This is a genomic window from Demequina sp. NBRC 110053, from assembly GCF_002090095.1.
GTDB lineage: Bacteria > Actinomycetota > Actinomycetes > Actinomycetales > Demequinaceae > Demequina.
In genome coordinates this window covers 1,673,364-1,695,634 of record NZ_BBRJ01000002.1, presented here as the reverse complement: position 1 = coordinate 1,695,634, position 22,271 = coordinate 1,673,364, and the positions used below count along the sequence as shown (strand labels likewise).

At 70.0% G+C, this 22,271-nt stretch carries 15 protein-coding genes; 4 read left to right on the top strand and 11 right to left on the bottom strand.

Annotated elements, in window-relative coordinates; genetic code table 11:
* The first annotated feature begins 47 nt into the window (after positions 1 to 47).
* Positions 48 to 680: an O-methyltransferase gene (locus tag B7K22_RS07970; RefSeq protein ID WP_084039397.1), complete on the top strand. Its 633-nt coding sequence runs from the start codon at positions 48 to 50 to the stop codon at positions 678 to 680.
* Positions 681 to 794: 114 nt separating this feature from the next.
* Here the strand turns inward: B7K22_RS07970 and B7K22_RS07965 are convergent, their stop codons facing one another.
* The 3 genes from B7K22_RS07965 to dapE form a co-directional block, all read right to left on the bottom strand.
* Positions 795 to 962 (bottom strand): DUF3117 domain-containing protein, encoded by a 168-nt coding sequence (locus tag B7K22_RS07965; protein ID WP_083966629.1) that lies wholly within the window; start codon positions 960 to 962, stop codon positions 795 to 797.
* Between the two features lie 164 nt (positions 963 to 1,126).
* Positions 1,127 to 1,900, bottom strand: coding sequence for a TIGR00730 family Rossman fold protein (locus B7K22_RS07960; RefSeq protein WP_084039396.1), 774 nt, complete (start codon positions 1,898 to 1,900; stop codon positions 1,127 to 1,129).
* 64 nt (positions 1,901 to 1,964) lie between these two features.
* On the bottom strand, positions 1,965 to 3,062 hold the full coding sequence (dapE, locus tag B7K22_RS07955; protein ID WP_084039395.1) for a succinyl-diaminopimelate desuccinylase: 1,098 nt from the start codon (positions 3,060 to 3,062) through the stop codon (positions 1,965 to 1,967).
* Positions 3,063 to 3,232: 170 nt separating this feature from the next.
* On the opposite strand from dapE, the gene dapD reads away from it, so the two are divergent.
* Both dapD and B7K22_RS12230 read left to right on the top strand, forming a co-directional pair.
* Positions 3,233 to 4,180 (top strand): 2,3,4,5-tetrahydropyridine-2,6-dicarboxylate N-succinyltransferase, encoded by a 948-nt coding sequence (gene dapD, locus B7K22_RS07950; protein ID WP_084039394.1) that lies wholly within the window; start codon positions 3,233 to 3,235, stop codon positions 4,178 to 4,180.
* A gap of 31 nt (positions 4,181 to 4,211) precedes the next feature.
* The gene (locus tag B7K22_RS12230; protein ID WP_084039886.1) at positions 4,212 to 5,024 is read left to right on the top strand and encodes a hypothetical protein; all 813 of its coding nucleotides are present in this window, start codon (positions 4,212 to 4,214) and stop codon (positions 5,022 to 5,024) included.
* Between the two features lie 14 nt (positions 5,025 to 5,038).
* Here the strand turns inward: B7K22_RS12230 and B7K22_RS07940 are convergent, their stop codons facing one another.
* The 7 genes from B7K22_RS07940 to B7K22_RS07910 all read right to left on the bottom strand — a co-directional run bounded on the left by B7K22_RS07940 (position 5,039) and on the right by B7K22_RS07910 (position 19,921).
* Positions 5,039 to 6,328: a citrate synthase gene (locus B7K22_RS07940; RefSeq protein ID WP_084039393.1), complete on the bottom strand. Its 1,290-nt coding sequence runs from the start codon at positions 6,326 to 6,328 to the stop codon at positions 5,039 to 5,041.
* Positions 6,329 to 6,384: 56 nt separating this feature from the next.
* Positions 6,385 to 7,473: a succinyldiaminopimelate transaminase gene (gene dapC / locus B7K22_RS07935; RefSeq protein ID WP_234983353.1), complete on the bottom strand. Its 1,089-nt coding sequence runs from the start codon at positions 7,471 to 7,473 to the stop codon at positions 6,385 to 6,387.
* A 30-nt stretch (positions 7,474 to 7,503) separates the two neighbouring features.
* Positions 7,504 to 7,827, bottom strand: coding sequence for a ferredoxin (gene fdxA / locus B7K22_RS07930; protein ID WP_084039391.1), 324 nt, complete (start codon positions 7,825 to 7,827; stop codon positions 7,504 to 7,506).
* A gap of 81 nt (positions 7,828 to 7,908) precedes the next feature.
* Positions 7,909 to 10,386 carry a VanW family protein gene (locus B7K22_RS07925; protein ID WP_144276301.1) on the bottom strand — a complete coding sequence of 826 codons (2,478 nt, stop codon included), beginning with the start codon at positions 10,384 to 10,386 and terminating at the stop codon, positions 7,909 to 7,911.
* A 190-nt stretch (positions 10,387 to 10,576) separates the two neighbouring features.
* The gene (locus B7K22_RS07920) at positions 10,577 to 10,927 is read right to left on the bottom strand and encodes a hypothetical protein (protein WP_084039389.1); all 351 of its coding nucleotides are present in this window, start codon (positions 10,925 to 10,927) and stop codon (positions 10,577 to 10,579) included.
* 121 nt (positions 10,928 to 11,048) lie between these two features.
* Positions 11,049 to 12,950 carry a translational GTPase TypA gene (gene typA / locus B7K22_RS07915; protein ID WP_084039388.1) on the bottom strand — a complete coding sequence of 634 codons (1,902 nt, stop codon included), beginning with the start codon at positions 12,948 to 12,950 and terminating at the stop codon, positions 11,049 to 11,051.
* Positions 12,951 to 13,081: 131 nt separating this feature from the next.
* Positions 13,082 to 19,921, bottom strand: a complete 6,840-nt coding sequence (locus B7K22_RS07910) for a CshA/CshB family fibrillar adhesin-related protein (RefSeq protein WP_144276300.1) — start codon at positions 19,919 to 19,921, stop codon at positions 13,082 to 13,084.
* Positions 19,922 to 20,439: 518 nt separating this feature from the next.
* Between B7K22_RS07910 and B7K22_RS07905 the strand changes: the two genes are divergently transcribed.
* Complete coding sequence (locus B7K22_RS07905) at positions 20,440 to 20,943, top strand: SRPBCC family protein (protein WP_084039885.1); 504 nt, start codon at positions 20,440 to 20,442, stop codon at positions 20,941 to 20,943.
* Positions 20,944 to 21,214: 271 nt separating this feature from the next.
* Here the strand turns inward: B7K22_RS07905 and B7K22_RS07900 are convergent, their stop codons facing one another.
* Positions 21,215 to 22,252 carry a DMT family transporter gene (locus tag B7K22_RS07900; protein ID WP_084039386.1) on the bottom strand — a complete coding sequence of 346 codons (1,038 nt, stop codon included), beginning with the start codon at positions 22,250 to 22,252 and terminating at the stop codon, positions 21,215 to 21,217.
* Positions 22,253 to 22,271: the final 19 nt, after the last annotated feature.

Below are 22,271 nucleotides of genomic sequence, written 5' to 3'. Positions count from 1 at the left end.
CCGGAGGTCCTATGTGACGGATACCATTCCTCCTGAAGGAGGACTCCATGAGCACCGATGCCGCCAACTGGGCGTACTGCGAGGACTTCGTCCCCGAGGACGACGTGATCCTGGCGGCGCGTGACGTCGCGGACCAGCTCGGCTGCGTGCCGGTCCTGCCGGGCGCGGCCCGCGTGATCGAGTTCGTGGCGCGCACGGCTGGAGTCCGCTCCGCGGTGGAGATCGGCACCGGCGCGGGCGTCTCGACGACGTACCTCCTGCGCGGCATGGGAGCCTCAGGCGTGGTGACCACCATCGACGTGGAGCCCGAGCACCACAAGGCCGCGCGCAGGACTCTCGCTTCGGCAGGCTTCGCGCCGGAGCGGGCGCGCATGATCACCGGGCGGGCGCTCGAGGTCCTGCCCCGTCTGACCGACCACGGCTACGACCTGGTGCTCATCGACGCCCGCAAGGCGGAGTACCCCCAGTACCTCGAGCAGGCGCTGCGGCTGTTGCGCGCCGGTGGGATCGTGATCATCGACAACGCGCTGTGGCACTCGCGCGTGCCGGATCCCGCTCAGCGGGACGAGAGCACCACCGCAGTGCGCATGACGCTCAAGGCCGTGCGCGAGTCCGACGTGCTGCAGCCCATGCTGCTGACAAGCGGCGACGGGCTGCTGGTGGCGGTCAAGACCGCCTGACGTACCGTGGGCGCATGAGCGGCGACCTCGCGATCGCTCTCGCGAGGGCCGATGCGGCGGCGCCCACGGCGTCGGTGACCTCCGTGACGAGCTATCTCATCGACGCGTAGAGCGCTACTGCAGAGCTCCCGCGAGCGCGTCGCGCAGCTCGGCGACCTCGTCGGCATTGATCTCCACGACCAGTCGGCCGCCGCCCTCGAGCGGCACGCGCATCACATAGCCACGACCCTCCTTCACGACCTCCATGGGGCCGTCGCCGGTGCGGGGCTTCATCGCAGCCATATGTGGTTCTCCTCCGAGTATCGCGGGCCCACCGCGGATTCCGCGGGGCCGGCACCATTCTACGCCGAGCCGCGACCCTCTCCCAAACACGCGACGCCTCCCAGCCGAGCCTCCGAGCGTCGGCTGCGGGCGCATCGGCGCGCGGTGAATGGGCGGCAAGGCGCCTACATGGCGGAGTCGGCTGGCCCCTCGGGTGGCTCGACCGGACCGGTGCCCTCGCCGCGCGCGTACTCGGAGACGATGCTCACGGCCTCCTCGATGTCGTCCGTCACGTGGAACAGGTCGAGATCGGTCTCGGCGATCTTGCCGTCGACGGCGACGACGCTGCGAAGCCAGTCGACGAGCCCATCCCAGTACGCGTGGCCGACGAGCACGATCGGGAAGCGCGTGATGGTGCGGGTCTGCACGAGCGTGAGCGACTCGAACAGTTCGTCGAACGTCCCAAAGCCCCCAGGCAGCACGATGAAGCCCTGCGCGTACTTCACGAACATCGTCTTGCGCACGAAGAAGTACCGGAAGTTGATGCCCAGATTGACGTACTCGTTGACGCCCTGCTCGAACGGCAGCTCGATGCCGAGACCCACCGAGACCCCGCCGGCGTCCTGCGCGCCCTTGTTGGCGGCCTCCATGACGCCGGGGCCGCCGCCCGTGATGACGGCGAAGCCCTCCTCGACCAGGCGGCGTCCCGCGACGATGCCCTGCTCGTAGTCGTCGGCGCCGGGCTTGGATCGCGCGGAGCCGAAGACCGAGATCGCCGGCCCCAGCTCGGCGAGCGCCCCGAACCCCTCCACGAACTCGCTCTGGATCCGCAGCACCCGCCACGGATCCTCGTGCAGCCAGTCGGGCTCGTCCTGGCCGCCCAGCAGACGTCCGGAGGTCGACGTCTGCGGAACGTTGCGGCCGCGCAGCAGCACAGGTCCCTTGCGATAGTCCGTCACGGGTGTCTCCTCAGGTCGGGGTCGGTTGCTCGGTGAGACATGCGGCGCCGACGCGCGGGCCGGGTCAGGCGGTCAGCCATGCCTCCAGGCCGGCACGGCATGCGTGGATCTGGTCGATGGGGCAGCGTTCGTCGTCGGCGTGCGCCAGCTCGGGGTCCCCTGGGCCGTAGTTGACGGCGGGAATGCCCAGCGCCCCCAGGCGGGCGACGTCGGTCCATCCCTCCTTGGCGCGGGGCGTGCCGCCTCCTGCGGCCGTCACTGCCGCGGCGAAGGACTGCGCGAGCGGGGCATCGAGCCCTGGTCGGCACGCGGCGGCCAGGTCGGTCCACTCGACGGTGTGCTCGCCCAGCCCTGCGCCCGCGATGACCTGCTCGACGTGCGCCTGGGCCCGCTCGACGGACTTGTCGGGCGCGAACCGGTAGTTGATGGTCACGGTCGCGGCGTCCGGGATGACGTTGCCGGCAATGCCGCCGCGCACGCCGACCGCGTTGAGGCCCTCGCGGTAGTCGAGGCCGTCCACCGTGACGGTGGCCGGCTCGTACGAGCTGAGGGCCGACAGCAGCGGGCCGATGCCGTGGATCGCGTTGCTCCCCTTCCACGACCGTGCCGAGTGGGCGGCGCGGCCGGCGACCGTGACGTCCACCCGCAGGGTGCCGTTGCAGCCTCCCTCGATCGCGGCGCTCGTAGGCTCGCACAGCACCGCGAAGTCGGCGGTCAGCAGCTCGGGGTGCTGGCGGCTCAGTCGGCCGAGGCCGTTCTTGGCCTCCTCGACCTCCTCGTGGTCGTAGAGGACCCACGTGATGTCGCGGGAGGGTGCGTCGAGCTGGGCGGCGAGCGACAGCATCACTGCGACGCCGGCCTTCATGTCCACGCTGCCCCTGCCCACGAGGGTCGCGCCGTCGTCGTCCCATCGGCTGGGCACGTTGCCCTTGATCGGGACGGTGTCGAGGTGGCCGGCGACGAGCACGCGCTCGGCGGCGCCGGTCGCGGTGCGGGCGATCAGCGCGTCGCCGTCGCGGGTGATGCTCAGGTGCGGCGCCTGCGCCGCGAGCGCCGCCTCCACCGCGTCGGCGATCGCGTGCTCCCCGCCGCTCACCGAGGGGATGTCGATCAGCTGCGCCGCGAGCTGCTCGACGGAAGCGGTCAGGTCAAGGTCGGGCATGCGGCCAGGCTACCGGCATGCTCCGCGCGCCCTGGCAGTCACTGAGTGCCGGGATCCGGCACGCACGCGGCACTCAGCGACTGCCGCCGTGCACGCGCGCCGCGAGACGCCGGTGCGTGAAGCCGGCCATCGCATCGGCCCTCCGGCCTCGGCCTACTACCCTGGTGCCCATGACGCGACCCGCACACGGATTCGGACTGGCCACGATCGACCGTGAGGGCACGGTGCTCGACACGTGGTACCCCGCGCCCGGGCTCGGCGAGGCGCCAGCGGGCTCCGCGGTGCCCGAGGCGCTCGCCGCCGCCGAGCGCACGGACGACCTGCGGCGCGTCGAGATCAGGACGGTCCGCGTCGAGATCGACCTGGATGCCGCGCCGGCCTCGGTCGAGGATGCGTACCTGCGGCTGCACCTGCTGTCGCATCGACTGGTGCAACCGCACGGGCTGAACCTCGACGGGCTCTTCGGCTCGCTCACGAACGTGGTCTGGACGTCCGCAGGGCCATGCGCGATCGACGGCTTCGAGTCCACCCGTCTGCGGTTCCGCGCCGCAGGTCAGCACCTGACGGTCTACGGCGTCGACAAGTTCCCGCGCATGGTCGACTACGTGGTGCCGTCGGGAGTGAGGGTCGCCGACGCTGACCGCGTGCGCCTGGGCGCCCACCTGGCCGAGGGCACGACCGTCATGCACGAGGGCTTCGTGAACTTCAACGCCGGCACGCTGGGCCACTCGATGGTCGAGGGTCGCATCTCCGCCGGCGTGGTCGTGGGGGACGGCTCGGACGTGGGCGGCGGAGCCTCGATCATGGGCACGCTGTCGGGCGGCGGCACGCAGGTCATCTCGATCGGCGAGCGCTCGCTGCTGGGCGCCAACTCGGGGCTGGGCATCCCGCTCGGCGACGACTGCGTCGTCGAGGCCGGCCTCTACGTGACGGCCGGGTCGAAGGTGCTGCTTGTGGGGCAGAGCGACGACGACGGCAAGCCCGTCGTGGTCAAGGCCGTCGAGCTCGCGGGCCGTGACGGGCTGCTGTTCCGCCGCAACTCGGTCTCGGGGGCCATCGAGGTGGTCGCCCGCCAGGGTCACGGCGTCGAGCTCAACGCCGCGCTGCACGCCAACTGACGTGGCGCGGGGGCAGCGGGGCCGCGGCCTCATGGCCCTGCTGCTCATCGCTGGGGTGGGGACGGCCGCGGTGATCTGGGGACCGGGTCTCTGGGGCCGGTTCGGCGACGAGGTGCTGCCGTCGGGCCGATGCACCGTGACCCTCGGCGACCGGTCGGACTCGAAGTCCGCCGAGCAGGCGAACAACATCGCGATCATCGTGGCCGGATCGATCCGCGACGGGCTCCCGGCTCGCGCCGCCACCATCGCCGTCGCCACCGCCATCCAGGAGTCGTCGCTGCGCAACATCGACTACGGCGATCGTGATTCCGTCGGCCTCTTCCAGCAGCGTCCGTCGCAGGGCTGGGGATCGGTCGAGGAGATCATGGACCCGTACTACTCCACCGCCAGGTTCTACGCAGGCCTCGTCGAGGTCGACGGCTGGCAGGAGCTCGACGTGACCGTGGCCGCGCAGGCCGTCCAGCGCTCGGCATTCCCCGATGCGTACGCCGACCACGAGGAGGAGGGCCGGCTCTGGGCCTCGGCCCTCACAGGGTACGGCGGCGACGTCGCGTGCGACCTGGGCGATGCGTCGATCACCACCGCGCGGGCATTCAGCGAGCGCATCGCGGCCGACTTCGGCGCCGGCACCTACGAGGTGGCCGTGACCGACGTCGACGCCGAGTCGACCGAGGTGGCCATCATCGCAGGGGACCCGAGGCTCGACGATGCCATGCAGCGATGGGCCGTCGCGGTCGCCCAGGCATCAGGGGTGACCGCGTCGGTGCGCGAGGACGCCGCGTGGACGCGCGGCGAGGAGCCGTCACCGTCGGAGGCGCCCGCGGTCACGCTGCGGACGGAGTGATCCTCGCGGCCAGCTCAGCGCTCGTCGACGGGCGCATAGTCGCGCTCGACCTCGCCGGTGTAGATCTGGCGCGGACGGCCGATCTTGGTGCGCGGGTCGGCCTGCATCTCGCGATAGTGCGCGATCCAGCCCGGCATGCGGCCCAGCGCGAACAGGGGCGTGAACATCTGCCGCGGGAACCCCATGGCCGAGTAGAGCAGGCCGGTGTAGAAGTCGACGTTCGGGTAGAGCTTGCGCTCGATGAAGTACTCGTCGGACAGCGCGATCTCCTCGAGCTCCTGCGCCATCTGGAACGTCTCGTCGTTGCCGCCCAGCTCGCTCAGCACCTTGTTCGCCACGTCCTTGACGACGGCGCCGCGCGGGTCGTAGGACTTGTAGACGCGGTGGCCGAAGCCCATCAGGCGGGCGCCCTCGGCCTTGTCCTTCACCTTCGCCACGAACTGCTCGACCGTGTCGCCGGACTCCTTGATGCCGTCGAACATCGCGAGCGCGGCCTCGTTGGCGCCGCCGTGCAGCGGTCCTGACAGCGCGCCGATGCCGGCGGACACGGAGGCGTAGATGTTGGCCTGCGACGAGCCGACGATGCGCACTGTCGACGTGGAGCAGTTCTGCTCGTGGTCGGCGTGGAGGATCAGCAGCAGGTCGAGAGCCTGGCGGATGGTCGGGTCGACGTCGAGCTCGCCGTCAGGACCCGAGAACGCGATGCGCATGAACTCGTCGACGTAGCTGCCGTCCTTGCGCGGCTCGATGATGTCGCCGCCGGTGACGCGCCGCTGGAGGTACGCGATGACGGTGGCCGTCTTCGCGAGCAGCTGGACGGTAGCCAGCTCGGTCTCGTACTCGCCGCGGCCCACCGACTCGGGGTAGAACGTCGACAGCGCGCTCACAGCGCCCGACAGCACCGCCATGGGGTGGGCGTCGCGCGGGAACGCCTCGAGGAACGTCTTGATGCCCTCGTGCACGTGCATGTGACGGGCGACGCGATTGTTCAGCGCGGTCAGCAGGTCCTCGCTGGGCAGCTCTCCGTGGATCAGCAGGTACGCGACCTCGAGGAAGGTCGACCTCTCCGCGAGCTGCTCGATGGGGTAGCCCCGGTAGCGCAGGATGCCAGCGTCGCCGTCGATGTACGTGATCGAGCTCTCGCAGGCGGCGGTGTTCATGAAGCCGGGGTCCACGGTCACGAGTCCCGTGTCCTTGAGGAGGGTCGAGACCGACACCCCGTCGTTGCCCACGGTCGCGCGCTCGAGCGGCAGTTCGCGCGAGGTTCCATCGACGGTGAGTCGGGCGTCGACCACTCGTGTCATACCTAGAGTCCTCCCAGTGCGCCGCGGCGCCCTTGTGCGTTCGCTTGGCAGCGAGTTTACCTGTCTATGGAGAGCCGCCTGCACGCCTCCTGGACGCGCTCGTCGGTGGCTGTGAGCGCGATCCGCACATGGCGAGCACCTGCGGCACCGTAGAAGGCCCCGGGCGCGGCGATGATGCCACGGCCCGCGAGCCACTCTATGGTCTGCCAGCAGTCCTCGTCACGCGTCGCCCAGAGATAGAGTCCGGCCTCTGAGCCGGAGACCGACAGCCCCGCGTCGTGGACGGCTTCGAGCAGCGCCTCGCGCCGGGCACGATACGTCTCGCGCTGCGCCGCGACGTGGTCGTCGTCCCCCAGCGCGACCGTCATCGCCGCCTGGACTGGCGCGGGAACGATCATCCCGGCGTGCTTGCGCGCCTCAAGCAGTCCGGCGATGAGGCTGGCGTCACCCGCGACGAAGGCGGCGCGGTAGCCCGCGATCGAGCTCTGCTTGGACAGCGAGTACACGGCGAGCAGGCCGTCGTGCGAGCCGCCGCACACGTCCGCGTCGAGGATGGATGGCACGGGGTCGTCGGTCCATGACAGGGCCGCGTAGCACTCGTCGGACGCCACCACGGCGCCGATGCGCCTGGCGGCCTGCACCACCGTGCGCAGGTGATCGCGGCTCAGGACGCCGCCGGTCGGGTTGGAGGGCGAGTTCACCCACACGAGCCGCACGTCCTCGCGGCCCTCCCACGTCGCGACGTCGTCGGTGGCGAGAGCCGATGCGCCGGCGAGGGTCGCACCCACGGCGTACGTCGGATAGGCGACGGCAGGGTGGACGACGGTGTCGCGCTCCCCCAGCCCCAGCAGGGCAGGCAGGAACGCCACCAGCTCCTTGGACCCCACCGTTGGCAGCACCGCGTCGGCCCCGAGGCCCGTCACCGACCGCGTGCGCTCGAACCATCCGACCACGGCCTCGCGGAGCGCGGGCGTGCCGTGCGTGGTCGGGTAGCCCGGTGCGTCCGCCGCCGCGCGCAATGCGTCCTGGATCAGCGCGGGCGTCGGGTCGACCGGCGTTCCCACCGAGAGGTCGACCACCCCGCCGGGGTGCTCAGCGGCGAGCGCGCGGTACGGCGCGAGCGAGTCCCACGGGAAGTCGGGCAAGGCGCCCGGCTGGAGTCCCACGAGCGCCGATCAGTCGTTGGGGTTGGGCGGCAGGGACTTGATGAGGTCGTGGTCGTGCTCGATCAGGCCCATCTTGGCTGCGCCGCCCGGTGAGCCGATCTCCGAGAAGAACTCGACGTTCGCGTTGTAGTAGTCCGCCCACTTGTCCGGGACGTCGTCCTCGTAGTAGATCGCCTCGACGGGGCACACGGGCTCGCATGCGCCACAGTCGACGCACTCGTCCGGGTGGATGTACAGCGAGCGCTCGCCCTCGTAGATGCAGTCGACCGGACACTCGTCGATGCAGGCCTTGTCCTTGACGTCGACACAAGGCAGGGCGATGACGTAGGTCACTTCATCTCCGTTTCAGGCGAGGGTGCGAACCGCACCATTGTAGCGCCGTGCCATCCCGCCACTGGCACTGCCCGCGCTCGGTCAGGAATCGTCGCTGTCGTCGTCCTGCTCGTCCTCGCTCACACAGCGGATCGCGTCATCCGGCTGGTAGGTCCAGGTGTCGACGTTGCGATCGACCTCCTCACCGTCGAGGGTCACGACGCGCGTGTTGGTGATCGTGAAGCCGGGCTGGCCCGGCCCCTTCGCCTCGCAGTTGGCCGAGCGGACCTCCTTGGTGCCGGGCTGCGTCACGTTCGTCTTGGGGCTCGCCGAGGTCTCCACCTCGAAGTGCGGCGTCGACCACACGTCGACGTGGAGCGAGCCGCCGTCGGTGTAGCTGTTGATGACGGCGGCGTACGGAGTGTTGTTGACGAACCTGACGTTGATCGTCGAGCCCCACAGGGTCGACTCGCGGCCCGCCGGGTAGCGCGCGAACCACACCGAGTGCGGGCGGTGCTGCAGCAGCTCGAACCCGGCGAAGTAGGCCGCGTTGTACGTCGTGGTGGCCATCTGCGACAGCCCGCCGCCCAGCCCGGCTGTCAGGACGCCGTCGACGATCACCGGCGCATCGCCGTACCCCTCCTCGGCGGTGATGGGCGACAGGACCTCGTAGAGATTGAACTCATCGCCGGGCAGGAGCACCGTGCCCTGGACGTCCGCGGCCGCGGTGCGCAGATTCTGCGTTCGCACGCGGTCGGCCGTGAGCGGGGTGTTGAAGGACGCCACCACCTCCTTGAGGTCCGGGATCCCCAGGTCCTCGGGCGAGACCTCGGCCTCCGCCGCCGTGTAGGGCAGCTCTCCGGAGCGGTCGGGAGCCGATGCGGCGGCGACGATGACATCGGCGAGCGCGTCCCCGTCGATCGTGATCCCGGGACGGCCCTCGTCGATGACGATCTCGTGGTCGTCGTCGAAGGTGACAGACGCGCTCTCGCCTTCCGTCGCGAGCTCCGGGTCGTCGGCGACCATCTGCGCGGCGAGCGCGGCGCCGTCGATCTCCAGCTCCAGCCCGTTCGGCCCGGTCACGACGGTGGCGTGGCTGGCGACCGTGGCGGGCTCGACCGTGGTCTCGACGTCGTCCCCCACCAGGGTCACGGGTCCCGCCAGGTACTGCTGGTCGATCGTCTGCGCGAACGACTCGGCGTCCGCATCGGTGATGTCCGGCTCCATCACGTCGGCGACGAGCGCGACGGTGCGGAAACCCGGCCATGCAGCAGCGACGAGCTGAGCCGAGGCCGCCTGATCCACCTCGACTGCAGGACGCCCAGGGATCACCTCGACGCTCTCGCCCTCGATCGAGACGCTCGCATCCACGCCGGGTCCATCGACCTCCTGCGCCGCCTCGGCGACGGTGGCGTCGAGCGCCTCCTGATCGACGGTCACCACCGGCTCGATGTGACCGCCGCCGCTGACATGCATCCAGAGACGCTGGGGGGCGAGGGTGAAGCCCGTCACCTGGTCGACGGTCGCGTCAGCGTCCACGGCGAGGCCGGCCGCAGCAGCGGTGGTGGTGTAGGACAGCCCCGAGGTCTCGAGCACGAGGTCCTCGCTCGCGACGGCATCGCCGAGGTCGCCCAGCGCGCCGGTCGCCTCGGCGGCGCTCATCCCACCGATCGACACTCCGAGCGACTCTGTCTCGCGCGGCACGGTGCCGGACAGCAGCGCCTGCGCACCCACGTAGAGCACGCCGAGCGCCACGATGGCAAGGGGCACGATGGCCCAGCGGCCCTTGCGCCGGGGACGGGCCGCGTGGTCGCCCGTCTCGCGGGCGCCAGTCGCGTCCGACGCTGCCGCACCGTGCTCGGAACGGTCGGGCGAAGCTGGGGGCGAGGCTGCGGGCGCGGCAGCGTCGGCCCACGGCGCGGCAGTCGAGGTCTCGGCATTCGCCTCAGCGGAGGGTGGCGCTTCGCCAGCGACCTCGGAGGACGACGCGTCCGCGGTCGGCTGGGACGCCGACGCCGCGCCAGCGGCGGCGCCGCCCAGAACGCTCGAGCGAGCCACGACGGGCCGCTCGTCGACCTCCGCTTCAGCTGGCTCTGCATCGGCCGCCTCAGCATCGCCCGCCTCGTCCCCGACTGGCGGAAGCACGGCGGTGTCCGCCAGCGGTGCGTCGTCATCGGGCCCCTCGGCGGAGTCCGGGCCCACGGGCTCGAGAACGACGGGTTCGAGAACTGCGGTCTCCTCGGCATCGGCGACGGAGGGGACCGAGGGACCGGCATCGCCGGCTCCACGGCCAGGCTCGCCGTCCGCGTCAGCCTCTGCGGCCTCGTCGGCGACCGTGTTGGGATCGGGCCCTGCGGCGTCCGGATCGTCGTCGTCCACGTAGTCGGGATCCCCGGGGCGCGGCGCGGGGTCGTATGTCGGCGTGTAGGGGCTGCCGTCCTCCTTGGCCCACTCGGGCACGTCATCCGGATCCTCGCCGGCAGCCTGCTCGTCGGGCTCCTGCGGATCCAGGGCGTCGGCCGGCGCTTCCGTCAGCCACGCAGGTGTGCGCAGCTCCGAGGTGGGAACTCGCTCCTCCATGGGGGCTGGAGCCTCACTGCGGGCGGCCTGCTCGGGTGTCACGCGATCGTCAGTCGCGGGCGCATCGGGGCCGCTCGCTGGCGCCGTGTGCGCGCCCTTGCCTCGCTCGGCTCGCCTGCGCAACGAGCGGTGCGCCGCCGAGTTGCGGCGCCGAGCGACCTCCCGCTCCGCCGCGCGCCGATCCGCATCCCTACCGCGTGCCATGGTCCCCCACCAGAATTCGAGTCGGCACCAGAGCCGACGCCACCACCATCATCGTCGCGCCCGCGAGCCATGCGATGCCCAGCGCGTCCTGCACGATGAGCACGGAGCCTCCCGGGCCGTTGAGCGACCACACGAAGGTCGCCACCAGCCACGCGCCCGCGAACAACGTCAGGCCAGTGAAGCCCAGCCACGCCCGCGAGAAGACGGCGGCCAGACCCACCATGAGGATGCTCGCGACAAGACCCCATGGCGCGTAGCCACGATGCGCCACGGCACCCACGCTCGCGGTGATGAGTCCGCCCACGGCGAGCACGGCATAGGCGAGGGCGACCTTCATGCGTACCAGGATAGGCGCACCCACGGCTGCTCGAACCGCACCGGCGCGCAACACCCTGCGGGCCGTGACGCCGAGGTTCCGCCCGGCGAGAGCCGGACGGGTCCGGCGAGCCAGGGACGGCTCAGGCGTCCTGGCGCTTCGCGCGGGCTGCGGCGCGGCCACGCTCGGTCGCGTCGAGGATCACCTTGCGGATGCGGATGTTCTCGGGCGTCACCTCGACGCACTCGTCCTCGCGGGCGAACTCGAGGGACTCCTCGAGGGTCAGGACGCGCGGCGGTGTCAGGCGCTCGAGCTCCTCACCGGTCGCCGACCGGATGTTGTTGAGCTTCTTCTCCTTGGTGATGTTGACGTCCATGTCCTCACCGCGCGAATTCTCGCCCACGACCATGCCCTCGTAGACCTCCTGCGTGGGCTTCACGAAGAAGGTGCCACGGTCCTGGAGCGTCAGCAGCGCGTTGGTCGTGACCGCTCCCTGGCGGTCGGCGCACAGCGAGCCGTTGGTGCGGTACTCGATCAGCCCGGCCCACGGCGCGTAGCCGTGCGCGATCGACGAGGCGATGCCGGTGCCGCGGGTCTCCGTGAGGAACGTCGAGCGGAAGCCGATGAGGCCGCGCGCCGGGACGATGAACTCCATGCGCACCCAGCCGGTGCCGTGGTTCGACATCGACTCCATGCGGCCCTTGCGGCTGGCCATCAGCTGCGTGACGGCGCCCAGGTGCTCCTCGGGCACGTCAATCGTCATGTGCTCCATGGGCTCGTGCTTCTTGCCGTCGATCTCCTTGGTGACGACCACGGGCTTGCCGACGGTGAGCTCGAAGCCCTCGCGGCGCATCTGCTCGACGAGGATGGCGAGGGCGAGCTCACCACGGCCCTGGACCTCCCAGGCGTCGGGGCGGTCGGTCGGCAGCACGCGCAGCGACACGTTGCCGATGAGCTCCTTGTCGAGGCGGTCCTTGACCTGCCGTGCCGTGACCTTGGCGCCCTTGACGCGACCCGCGAGCGGCGACGTGTTGATGCCGATGGTCATCGAGATGGCGGGGTCGTCGACCGTGATGCGCGGCAGCGGCCGGGGGTCGTTGATGTCGGTGAGGGTCTCGCCGATGGTGATGTCCTCGATGCCGGCCACGGCGACGATGTCACCTGGGCGGGCGACCTCGGCGGGCACGCGGTCGAGGCCCCTGGTCTCGAGCAGCTCGGTGATCTTGACGGTCTGGATCGAGCCGTCAGCGCGGGCCCACGCCACCTGCTGGCCCTTGCGCAGCTCGCCGTTGAAGATGCGCAGCAGGGCGAGGCGGCCCAGGAACGGGCTGGCGTCGAGGTTGGTGACGTGCGCCTGGAGGGGGTGGCCCTCCTCGAAGGCGGGGCCGGGGATGCGCTCCATGATGGTCTGGAACAGCGGCTCGAGGTTCTCGTTGTCGGGCAGGGCGCCGTCTGCTGGCTGCTCGAGCGAGGCGCGACCGGCCTTGGCCGACGCATACACGACCGGCACCTCGAGGAGAGCGTCGACGTCCAGGTCGGGGACCTCGTCATGGAGGTCGGCGGCCAGGCCCAGCAGCAGGTCGTGGGTCTCGTCGACCACGGCGGAGATGCGGCTGTCCGGTCGGTCGACCTTGTTGACGACGATGATGACCGGCAGCTTGGCCGCAAGCGCCTTGCGCAGCACGAAGCGGGTCTGGGGCAGCGGGCCTTCAGAGGCGTCCACGAGCAGGACGACGCCGTCGACCATCGACAGGCCGCGCTCGACCTCGCCGCCGAAGTCGGCGTGTCCGGGGGTGTCGATGACGTTGATGGTGACGCCGTCGGGGCCGGCGGCCTCGCCCGTGTAGCGGATCGCCGTGTTCTTGGCGAGGATCGTGATCCCCTTCTCGCGCTCGAGGTCGCCAGAGTCCATCGCGCGGTCCTCGATGTGGGCGTGGTCGCCATAGGCGCCGCCCTGGACGAGCATGCCGTCCACGAGGGTGGTCTTGCCGTGGTCGACGTGGGCGACGATCGCGACGTTGCGCAGGTCGGAGCGCACAGGCATGGCAGGGACTCGATTCTTTGGGAGGGGGTGCGAGCCAGACGCGACTCGACGCCCAAGCCTACCGTCTGCGCCCGCTGGCACGAGCATCGGCCCCCTTGCGAGGCCGCGCCCGTGCCAGCGGTCGCGAGACGCTACTGCACCGCGTCGCTGCGGCGACGTGCGCCGAACAGGAGCAGCGCGCCCACGCCCACCAGTGCCGCGGCGAAGAGAGCCAGGCGAGCTGCCTCGGTGCCGGTGGAGGCGAGATCGCCACCATCAGCATCTTCCGGCGGGTTCGCGCAGTCGCTTGCCTCGGTCGGGTAGGACACGGTCGTCGTGACCTCGGGGTTGACCTCGAGGCGGACCTCGATCGCGCCGCGCGTCCACCGGTAGTTTCCGTCCGTCTCGGCATAGGTGCCGTCCGCGAGCCGCTCCCAGCCGGGCCACTGCAGGGGTTCCTCGTCGGAGGCGCCAGGCCAGAGCGTACGACCCTCCAGCGGGAGGTCCGTCAGCACGTAGTCGTCGCCATCAGGATTGACGAACGTGACCATGAGCGGGTTGGCACCCTGGTCGGGGAAGCCCTCCGGAAGCTCCACGTCCCAGGTCAGGTAGGGCGTGGCAGCCGCGCACTGCGCGGCCGCAGAGCCGAGCACCAGCGGCAGCTCGGCGCCGATCTCGATCGACAGAACCGCGCTGGCACGGTTACCGTCGGCGTCCTCGATGGTGTAGACCACCGAGACCACTCCCGAGAACCCAGGCGCCGGGGTGAAGACGTACGATCCATCCTCGTTCAGCACCAGCGCGCCCTGGTCTGCGGGTACGGGCTCGTGCCCCACCACGCGAATGCCAGTGCCGCCGTCATTGCCCAGCACGCCGTTCTCGGCGTCCACCCGCACGGGCGTGCCGCCCGGCGTGCTCACCGCGTTGTTGGTCGCAAGCGGCGTCACCGTCACCGTCACCGTGGCTGTCGTCTCCTGGCCTTCGCCGTCCACCACCGTGTAGGTGAAGGTGTCCGTGCCCGAGAAGCTCATGGACGGCGTGTAGCCGACGTCGCCACCAGGAGTCACGAACGCCGTGCCGTGGCTGGGTGCCGACACGGTTGTCACGGTCAGCGCCGTACCTGCATCGTTCGCGCGGACCTGGACGAGCACCGCGGTGCCCGATGGGGTGGTCGCCGAGTCATCGACCGACGTCGGCGTCACGGAGACCGTGACCGTCGCGGTGGCCTGCTGACCCTCGTCATCCTCGACCGTGTAGGTGAACGTGTCGGTGCCCGAGAAGCCCGTCGCGGGCGCGTACTCGACCGTGCCGTCCGGGTTGATGGACGCCGTGCCGTTCGCAGGCTGCGTCACCGCCACCACATCCAGGCCCGAGCCCGCATCGTTGTCCTTCACAGCGACGTTCACCGGCGTATTTGCCGGCGTCGACTCAGCGTCGTCCGCCGCCGTCGGCGTCACCGTCATCGTCACCGTCGCGGTGACCTGCTGACCCTCGTCGTCCTCCACCGTGTAGGTGAAGGTGTCGACACCGGAGAAACCGGTGTCGGGGGTGTAGGTGAACGTGCCGTCGCCGTTGTCGAGGATCTCACCGTTGCTGGGATTCGTGGAGCTCACGACCTCCAGACCGGTGCCAGCGTCGTTGTCCGTGACGTCGATGTCCAGCGGGGTGTTGACCGGCGTCGACTCAGCATCGTCCGCAGCCGTCGGCGTCACCGTGACCGACACGGTCGCGGCGACCTGCTGACCCTCATCGTCCTCCACCGTGTAAGTGAAGGTATCGGTGCCCGAGAAGCCGGTGGCGGGCGCGTACTCGACCGTGCCATCAGGGTTGATGCTCGCCGTGCCGTTCGCAGGCTGCGTCACCGACACCACATCCAGGCCCGAGCCCGCATCATTGTCGGTCACATCGACGTCCACCGGCGTGTTCGCCGGCGTCGACTCAGCGTCGTCCGACGCCGTCGGCGTCACCGTGACCGACACGGTCGCCGTGACCTGCTGACCCTCATCGTCCTCCACGGTATAGGTGAAGGTGTCCGTGCCGGAGAAGCCGGTGGCGGGGTCGTACTCGACGGTGCCATCGGGTTTGATGGACGCCGTGCCGTTCGCAGGCTGCGTCACCGCCACCACATCCAGGCCCGAACCCGCGTCGTTGGCCGTCACATCAACGTCCACCGGCGTGTTCGCCGGCGCCGACTCAGCGTCGTCCACCGCAGTCGGCGTCACCGTGACCGTCACGGTCGCGGTGGTCTGCTGACCCTCGTCGTCCTCGACCGTGTAGGTGAACGTGTCCGTGCCGGAGAAGTCCGTGCCAGGCGCGTACTCGACGGTGCCATCGGGGTTGATGGACGCCGTGCCGTTCGCAGGCTGCGTCACCGACACCACATCCAGGCCCGAGCCCGCATCGTTGTCGGTCACGTCGACATCCACCGCCGTGTTCGCGGGCGTCGACTCCGAGTCGTCCGCAGCCGTCGGCGTCACCGTCATCGTCACGGTCGCGGTGACCTGCTGACCCTCGTCATCCTCCACCGTGTACGTGAGCGTGTCCGTGCCCGAGAAGTCGGCGGCCGGCGTGTACTGCACGGTGCCGTCAAGATTGATGACGGCCACGCCGTACGACGGCTGCGTGATGGACACGACCTCGAGCCCAGTGCCCCCATCGTTGTCCGTGACGTCAACGGCGACCGTGGTGTTGGCCGGGATGGTCTCGGCATCGTTCACCACATTCGGACCCACCGTGACGGTGACCGTCGCCGTGACCTGCTGACCCTCGTCATCCTCGACCGTGTAGGTGAAGGTGTCCGTACCCGAGAAGTCGGTGCCAGGCGCGTACTCGACAGTGCCATCGGGGTTGATGGACGCCGTGCCGTTCGCGGGCTGCGTCACCGCCACCACATCCAGACCCGAACCCGCATCGTTGTCGGTCACATCAACGTCCACCGGGGTGTTCGCCGGCGTCGACTCAGCATCGTTCGACGCCGTCGGCGTGACGGTGACCGTCACCGTCGCGCCGACCTGCTGACCCTCGTCATCCTCCACCGTGTACGTGAGCGTGTCCGTGCCCGAGAAGTCTGCGTCCGGGGTGTACTGCACCGTGCCATCGAGGTTGATCACCGCGACACCGTGAGACGGCTGCGTGATGGACACGATCTCGAGCCCAGTGCCGGCGTCGTTGTCCGTGACCTCGGCGGCGACAGTGGTGTTCGCCGGGATGGTCTCCGCGTCGTCTGCAGCCGTAGGCGTCACGCTGACGGTCACGGTCGCGGTGACCTGCTGACCCTCGTCGTCCTCCACCGTGTAGGTGAAGGTGTCGACGCCGGAGAAACCGGTGTCAGGGGTGTAGGTGAACGTGCCGTCACCGTTGTCGAGGATCTCACCGTTGCTGGGATCCGTGAAGCTCACGACCTCCAGACCGGTGCCAGCGTCGTTGTCCGTGACATCGATGTCGACCGGCGTGTTGACCGGCGTCGACTCAGCATCGTTCGACGCCGTCGGCGTCACCGTGACCGTCACCGTCGCGGCGGTCTGCTGACCCTCGTCATCCTCGACCGTGTAGGTGAAGGTGTCCGTGCCGGAGAAGCCGGTGGCGGGGTCGTACTCGACCGTGCCATCGGGGGTGACGGACGCCGTGCCGTTCGCAGGCTGCGTCACCGACACCACATCCAGACCCGAGCCCGCATCGTTGTCGGCCACATCAACGTCCACCGCCGTGTTCGCCGGCGTCGACTCCGCGTCGTCCGCCGCCGTCGGCGTGACGGTGACCGTCACGGTCGCGGTGGTCTGCTGTCCCTCGTCGTCCTCGACCGTGTAGGTGAAGGTGTCCGTGCCGGAGAAGTCGGCGTCCGGCGTGTACTGCACGGTGCCGTCAAGATTGATGTCGGCCGCGCCATTGGCCGGCTGCGTGATGGACACGACCTCAAGCCCGGTACCGGCATCGTTGTCCGTGACATCGACAGCGATCGTCGTGTTCGCCGGGATCGTCTCCGCATCGTCCGTCGCTTCCGGACCCACGGTCACGGTGACCGTCGCGGTGGCCTGCTGACCCTCGTCGTCCTCGACCGTGTAGGTGAAGGTGTCGGTGCCCGTAAAGCCGGTGTCGGGCGCGTACTCGACCGTGCCATCAGGGTTGATGGATGCGGTGCCGTTAGCAGGCTGGGTCACCGACACCACGTCGAGAGCGGTCCCGATGTCGTTGGCCGTCACGTCGATGTCGAAGGGCGTGTTGACGGGAGTCGATGCACCGTCGTTGCCTGCGGTGGGCGTGACATTGACGGTCACGGTCGCGGTGACCTGCTGACCCTCGTCGTCCTCCACCGTGTAGGTGAAGGTGTCGACGCCAGAGAAACCGGTATCGGGGGTGTAGGTGAACGTGCCGTCACCGTTGTCGAGGATCTCACCGTTGCTGGGATCGGTGGCGCTCACGACCTCCAGACCGGTGCCAGCGTCGTTGTCCGTGACGTCGATGTCCACCGGGGTGTTGACCGGCGTCGACTCAGCATCGTTTGACGCCGTCGGCGTCACGGTGACCGTCACCGTCGCGGTGGTCTGCTGACCCTCGTCGTCCTCCACGGTATAGGTGAAGGTGTCCGTGCCGGAGAAGCCGGTGGCGGGGTCGTACTCGACCGTGCCGTCCGCGTTGATGGACGCCGTGCCGTTCGCAGGCTGCGTCACCGACACCACATCCAGGGCCGTGCCCGCATCGTTGGCCGTCACATCAACGTCCACCGCCGTGTTCGCCGACGTTGTCTCGCTGTCGTCCGCCGCCGTCGGCGTGACGGTGACCGTCACCGTCGCCGTGACCTGCTGACCCTCGTCGTCCTCCACGGTGTAGGTGAAGGTGTCCGTGCCGGAGAAGCCGGTGGCGGGGTCATACTCGACCGTGCCGTCCGGGTTGATGCTTGCCGTGCCGTTCGCAGGCTGCGTCACCGACACCACATCCAGACCCGAGCCCGCATCGTTGTCGGTCACGTCAACGTCCACCGGCGTGTTCGCCGGCGTCGACTCCACGTCGTCCGCAGCCGTCGGCGTCACCGTGATGGTGAGCGTCGCCGTCGTGCTGTCGCCGTTGGAGCTCTCGACCGTGTAGTCAGACGTGACGACACCCGAGAAGCCCGGTGCGGGGGTGAACGTGTATGACCCGTCCGCGTTGATGGTCAGCGAGCCTTCGCCCGCGTCAACCGGAGTGAAGGCCACGACGTCCAGCCCGGCTCCGGAGTCGTTGACAAGCACACCGTTCGCGGCGTCTCTGGTGATGGCGACGGCCACGGTCGTGGTGTCGGTGTCGTCCTGTGCCACGAGGTCTGCGTAGACCGTGACGGTGTCCTCGGCCGGCGTGATGGGGCTGCCCGAGTACAGCGCGGTCGCGGTCGCGGTGTTGGTGACGAGGCCCGCCGCTACGTCGTCCGAGTCGACCACGTAGGTCGCGGAGCAGCTCTGCGTCGCACCGGCCGCGAGGGTCGCCCACGAGCAGCCCGAGACGGTCGCTGTCGGGTCGCTCACCGCGACATTGGCCAGCGGCACGTTGCCCGTGTTGGTGACCTCGAGGGTGAACGCCAGCGTCTGCCCGGCGACCACCTCGCCGCCCGTGTGGGTCTTGTCGATCTCGAGCGCCGGCGTGACGGGGTACTGCAGCGTTGCCGCGTAGTCCTCGACCTCACCCTCGAGGGTGACGCCGGTGGGTGTGAGCGCCGTGCCGGTGGGCGCCGTGCGCAGACGGACGAAGCTGGCGACCGTAGGCGTCGCAGGCATTGACGTGGGCACGTCGAACACCAGGCTGACGGTGCCACCACCCGTGGGGCACGTCACGGTGGCCGATGCATCCTCAGCGCCGAACGTGCCGTCGCCGTGCCAGTCGATCCAGCCGGCGACGTGAGCAGGCGAGCTGGCGGTCGCGCGACACTGGACGTTGGGAAGCGTGTAGGTGCCGCCCGGAGTCACGTTGAGCGTGCCGGGGGAAGCCATCGCATTGTCGTTGCCATCGCCCGTCGCCGAGGCGTTGTGGGCGGATGCGGACTCGTAGGAGACCGAGGCTCCAAGGCCGATGTTCGGCTGGACCTGTTGCGCGAGCGAGAACGACCCGAACATGGAGGTGCCGTTGCCCGACGTGTAGTTGGGCACGGTGCCCCCGGAGAACCTCGCGAGCGCGAGCGCTCCAGCCACTCCGTAGCCCGCGGGTGCGTCGCCAAAGTCGAACGGCAGCACCACGCCGAACGCCACCGCCTCGAATCCACGACCGCGGATGGTGACGTCCGAGACAGACATCACGCCGTCCGCGAGCGCGACGACGGTGGGGTTGGGGCGCGCCGCGGCGTTGCTGCCCTCGCATGAGTCGTCGAGGGCGCCGCGCAGCTCGAGGCGGGTGCCCCCGCCCGCAACGGTGTGGCGCGCATAGGTCTGCTGGGTGCAGCTCGCGCCGCGGACGCGGTCGAGCACGCGCCAGGTCCCACCGGCTGGGATGGTCGCGCCGATGTACTCCTGCACGGTGCCGCTGGAGGTGGCTCCGGAGACGGCGGACTCCGCCTGGGCCATGACGAGTCCCGCCGTGGGCACGGGAACGCGCGTGGACGGGCCCACCACCAGTTCGACCTGGCACGCCACATCGAACTCGACCGTGTTGCCATCGTGAATGTTCAGAATGCCCGGCGCCGCGCCGGAGGGAAGCGCGTAGAGGTCATCGAGGCCGTCGCCCTGCCAGGTGCCGCTTCGCCACGCCGAGATGATCGCGTTCGACGGCTTGCCCGACTGATTGCTGCCACCCAAGCGCACGAGGTTCGACAGCACGCACGTGGTCTCGAAGGTCTGTCCGCCGGCCGTGAAGGATTCCACTCGGGTGATGGTGCCGCTCGCGTTCGGAATCAGCGACGCTCCGGGCGCGCCCCACGACACCCACTCCACGTGTGGGAAGGTCGCCGAGCCGCCGGTCGAGCGGACCGCGTCCGCCTGCGTGGCGGCGAGCACGGAGACGGGGATCATCGCCGTCGTCACCAGGACCGTCATTGCCACCATTGACGCGACGCGACTCGTCACCGAGTTCTTGGCGCGCGCGAGTACGGACGTTCTCAAAATCGACCCCTCAGCCGTGATGTGCCATCGTTGCTCCGCTTGAGCCGGAGCCTGCCAAGAGAGCACCCTACGGGACGCCCGCAGGGATGGGAACAGCCTGCATTGCCGGCGTGGCGAACCTCATACGCTCGCCCGCGGGGTCAAGGACTCCCTGCCCGGCCGGTCCCCGGTAGTGGGCCCGCGCCCACGTCGACCGCGCCGAGCGGCGAGGCGCCGATCAGCAAGGACACCGCGTCGGCCGGGTACGAGATGCGGCCCGGTTGCGCTGCAGGGGCGTTCACGCGGCGCGAACGCCTGCGGGGAATGCCCTGGTACACGCCATCAGAGTTCTCAGTCGTGCGGACCGGACCGGCTGAGGGCGTCCACGGGGATGACAAGCGCACGCAGTCGCGTTGCCACGGACGACGGGGGCATACCGCTCCCGGGCACCGCCACCGACCAAGGAGGACATGATGACCACTGCACAGAGCACGATCGACGTCGATGTCCCGCTCAGCACGGCGTACAACCAGTGGACTCAGCTCGAGTCCTTCCCGCACTTCATGTCGGGCGTCGAGTCCGTCACTCAGCTCGACGACGCGCGCACCCATTGGGTGACCAGCATCGGCGGCGTCACTCGCGAGTTCGATGCGCAGATCACCGACCAGGTGCCGGACGACCACGTCACGTGGCACAGCGTGGGCGAGCTCGACCAGGGCGGCACCGTCGCCTTCGAGCCGGTCGGTCCCGAGACCACCCGCGTCTCGCTCACCCTCGACTGGGATCCCTCCGGCTTCGCCGAGAAGGCGGGCGCCGCGCTGCAGATCGACGACGGCCTGGTCCGCGGCGACCTGGAGCGCTTCAAGAAGTTCATCGAGGAGCGCGGCACCGAGGAAGGGGGATGGCGCGGCGAGATCCGCGGCGGTGCATCCACCGACCCCACGCAGGATGCCACGGGGCTCGATCCCTCGATCTGATCTGTCCCCAGAACCTCGAAGGGCCCGGTGCCTCGCGGCGCCGGGCCCTTCGTCGTGCCTGCGCTCGTGACGCTTGGAAGGCAAGGGTGCCGACGACGCGTGAGCGCGCATCGGCGCTGCCGAATTGCGCCGCTCACCAGAGGGTTGCGACCCACGGCCGATGCGCCGGCTGGGTGGCGATGCGGCGCGGGCCGATGCGCAAGGAGGGGGTGGCATCGGCCCGGCCGCACGGGTGGACGCGCCGCGGCGTCGGCGACGCGGCGCGCTTGGCTCACACGGGGATCGGCGCCGGCGAGTCGGTGGTCGCGGGGGGCTGCTCGATCGAGTCGATGACGGTCTCCGCCGGGCGCTCGCCCAGCTTGACCACCACGACGCCTGCGACGACGAGCAGAGCGCCCGCCACCTGGATCGCGACCGGCACCTGGCCGAGCAGCAGCCACGCGAAGAGCGTCGCCATCATCACCTCGGTGAGCGCGACGAACGAGCCCAGACGCGCGCCCAGCCTTCGGGTCGCGGCGATTCCGGTGACGTAGGCGGTCGCGGCGGTCACGATGCCCAGCACGAGGGCGACAGCCCACCAGGGCGCGGCGAACGGCACGAACTGCACGGTGTCGGTGCTCCATGCGATGGGCAGCACCCCCGCGAGCGCTGCGGCGGCCAGCACGACGAGAGCGACCAGCAGGCCGCCTGCGGCGAGCGTCATGCCTGGCAGACCGTTGGACTCGTCGCCACCGATGACGAAGTAGACGGACGCGCCCACCATGGCCGCGAGCGCCCACGCGACGCCCACGAGGTTGACGCTCGCGCCACCGCCGAGCACGTCGAGCAGCAGCACCAGCCCCGCCGCGGCGATCAGCGCGCCCGCGACCGTGAGCCGCGTGGGCCGGTTCCCGTGACGCATCCACATCCACAGCACCACGGCCACCGGCGCGGTGTACTCGATGAGCAGCGCCACCGACACGTCGAGGTATCCGACGGCGATGAAGTAGCACAGTTGCGCGCCCGCGACGGCGAAGACTCCGTAGGCCACGATCACAGCCCAGCCGCGGCGCAGCAGGTGCCAGCGGCCGCGCAGCGCGAGCGCACCGGGCACCACGAGCACGAGCGCCGCGATCGCGACGCGCACCAGCGTCGCGGCGCCGGCGGTCCACCCGGCGTCCAGGAGGCCGCGCGCGAGCGACCCGGACATGCCGAAGGAGGCGGCGGACACCATCGCGAACACCAGACCGGAGGCGACGCGGCTGGAGCCGGTCCGGCGGATGCGCACGGTGCGCGTCGAGCGCCACATGTCATGAGTCATTACGGCCATGGGTCATGACGCTACCGCT

Excerpts from the sequence above, each read along its gene's own strand:
- B7K22_RS07970 (WP_084039397.1), top strand. The coding sequence starts at position 48 with ATGAGCACCGATGCCGCCAACTGGGCGTACTGCGAGGACTTCGTCCCC.
- B7K22_RS07965 (WP_083966629.1), bottom strand. The coding sequence starts at position 962 with ATGGCTGCGATGAAGCCCCGCACCGGCGACGGCCCCATGGAGGTCGTG.
- dapE (WP_084039395.1), bottom strand. The coding sequence starts at position 3,062 with ATGCCCGACCTTGACCTGACCGCTTCCGTCGAGCAGCTCGCGGCGCAG.
- dapD (WP_084039394.1), top strand. The coding sequence starts at position 3,233 with ATGACGCGACCCGCACACGGATTCGGACTGGCCACGATCGACCGTGAG.
- B7K22_RS12230 (WP_084039886.1), top strand. The coding sequence starts at position 4,212 with ATGGCCCTGCTGCTCATCGCTGGGGTGGGGACGGCCGCGGTGATCTGG.
- B7K22_RS07940 (WP_084039393.1), bottom strand. The coding sequence starts at position 6,328 with ATGACACGAGTGGTCGACGCCCGACTCACCGTCGATGGAACCTCGCGC.
- B7K22_RS07925 (WP_144276301.1), bottom strand. The coding sequence starts at position 10,386 with ATGGAGGAGCGAGTTCCCACCTCGGAGCTGCGCACACCTGCGTGGCTG.
- B7K22_RS07920 (WP_084039389.1), bottom strand. The coding sequence starts at position 10,927 with ATGAAGGTCGCCCTCGCCTATGCCGTGCTCGCCGTGGGCGGACTCATC.
- typA (WP_084039388.1), bottom strand. The coding sequence starts at position 12,950 with ATGCCTGTGCGCTCCGACCTGCGCAACGTCGCGATCGTCGCCCACGTC.
- B7K22_RS07910 (WP_144276300.1), bottom strand. The coding sequence starts at position 19,921 with ATGACGGTCCTGGTGACGACGGCGATGATCCCCGTCTCCGTGCTCGCC.
- B7K22_RS07905 (WP_084039885.1), top strand. The coding sequence starts at position 20,440 with ATGACCACTGCACAGAGCACGATCGACGTCGATGTCCCGCTCAGCACG.
- B7K22_RS07900 (WP_084039386.1), bottom strand. The coding sequence starts at position 22,252 with ATGGCCGTAATGACTCATGACATGTGGCGCTCGACGCGCACCGTGCGC.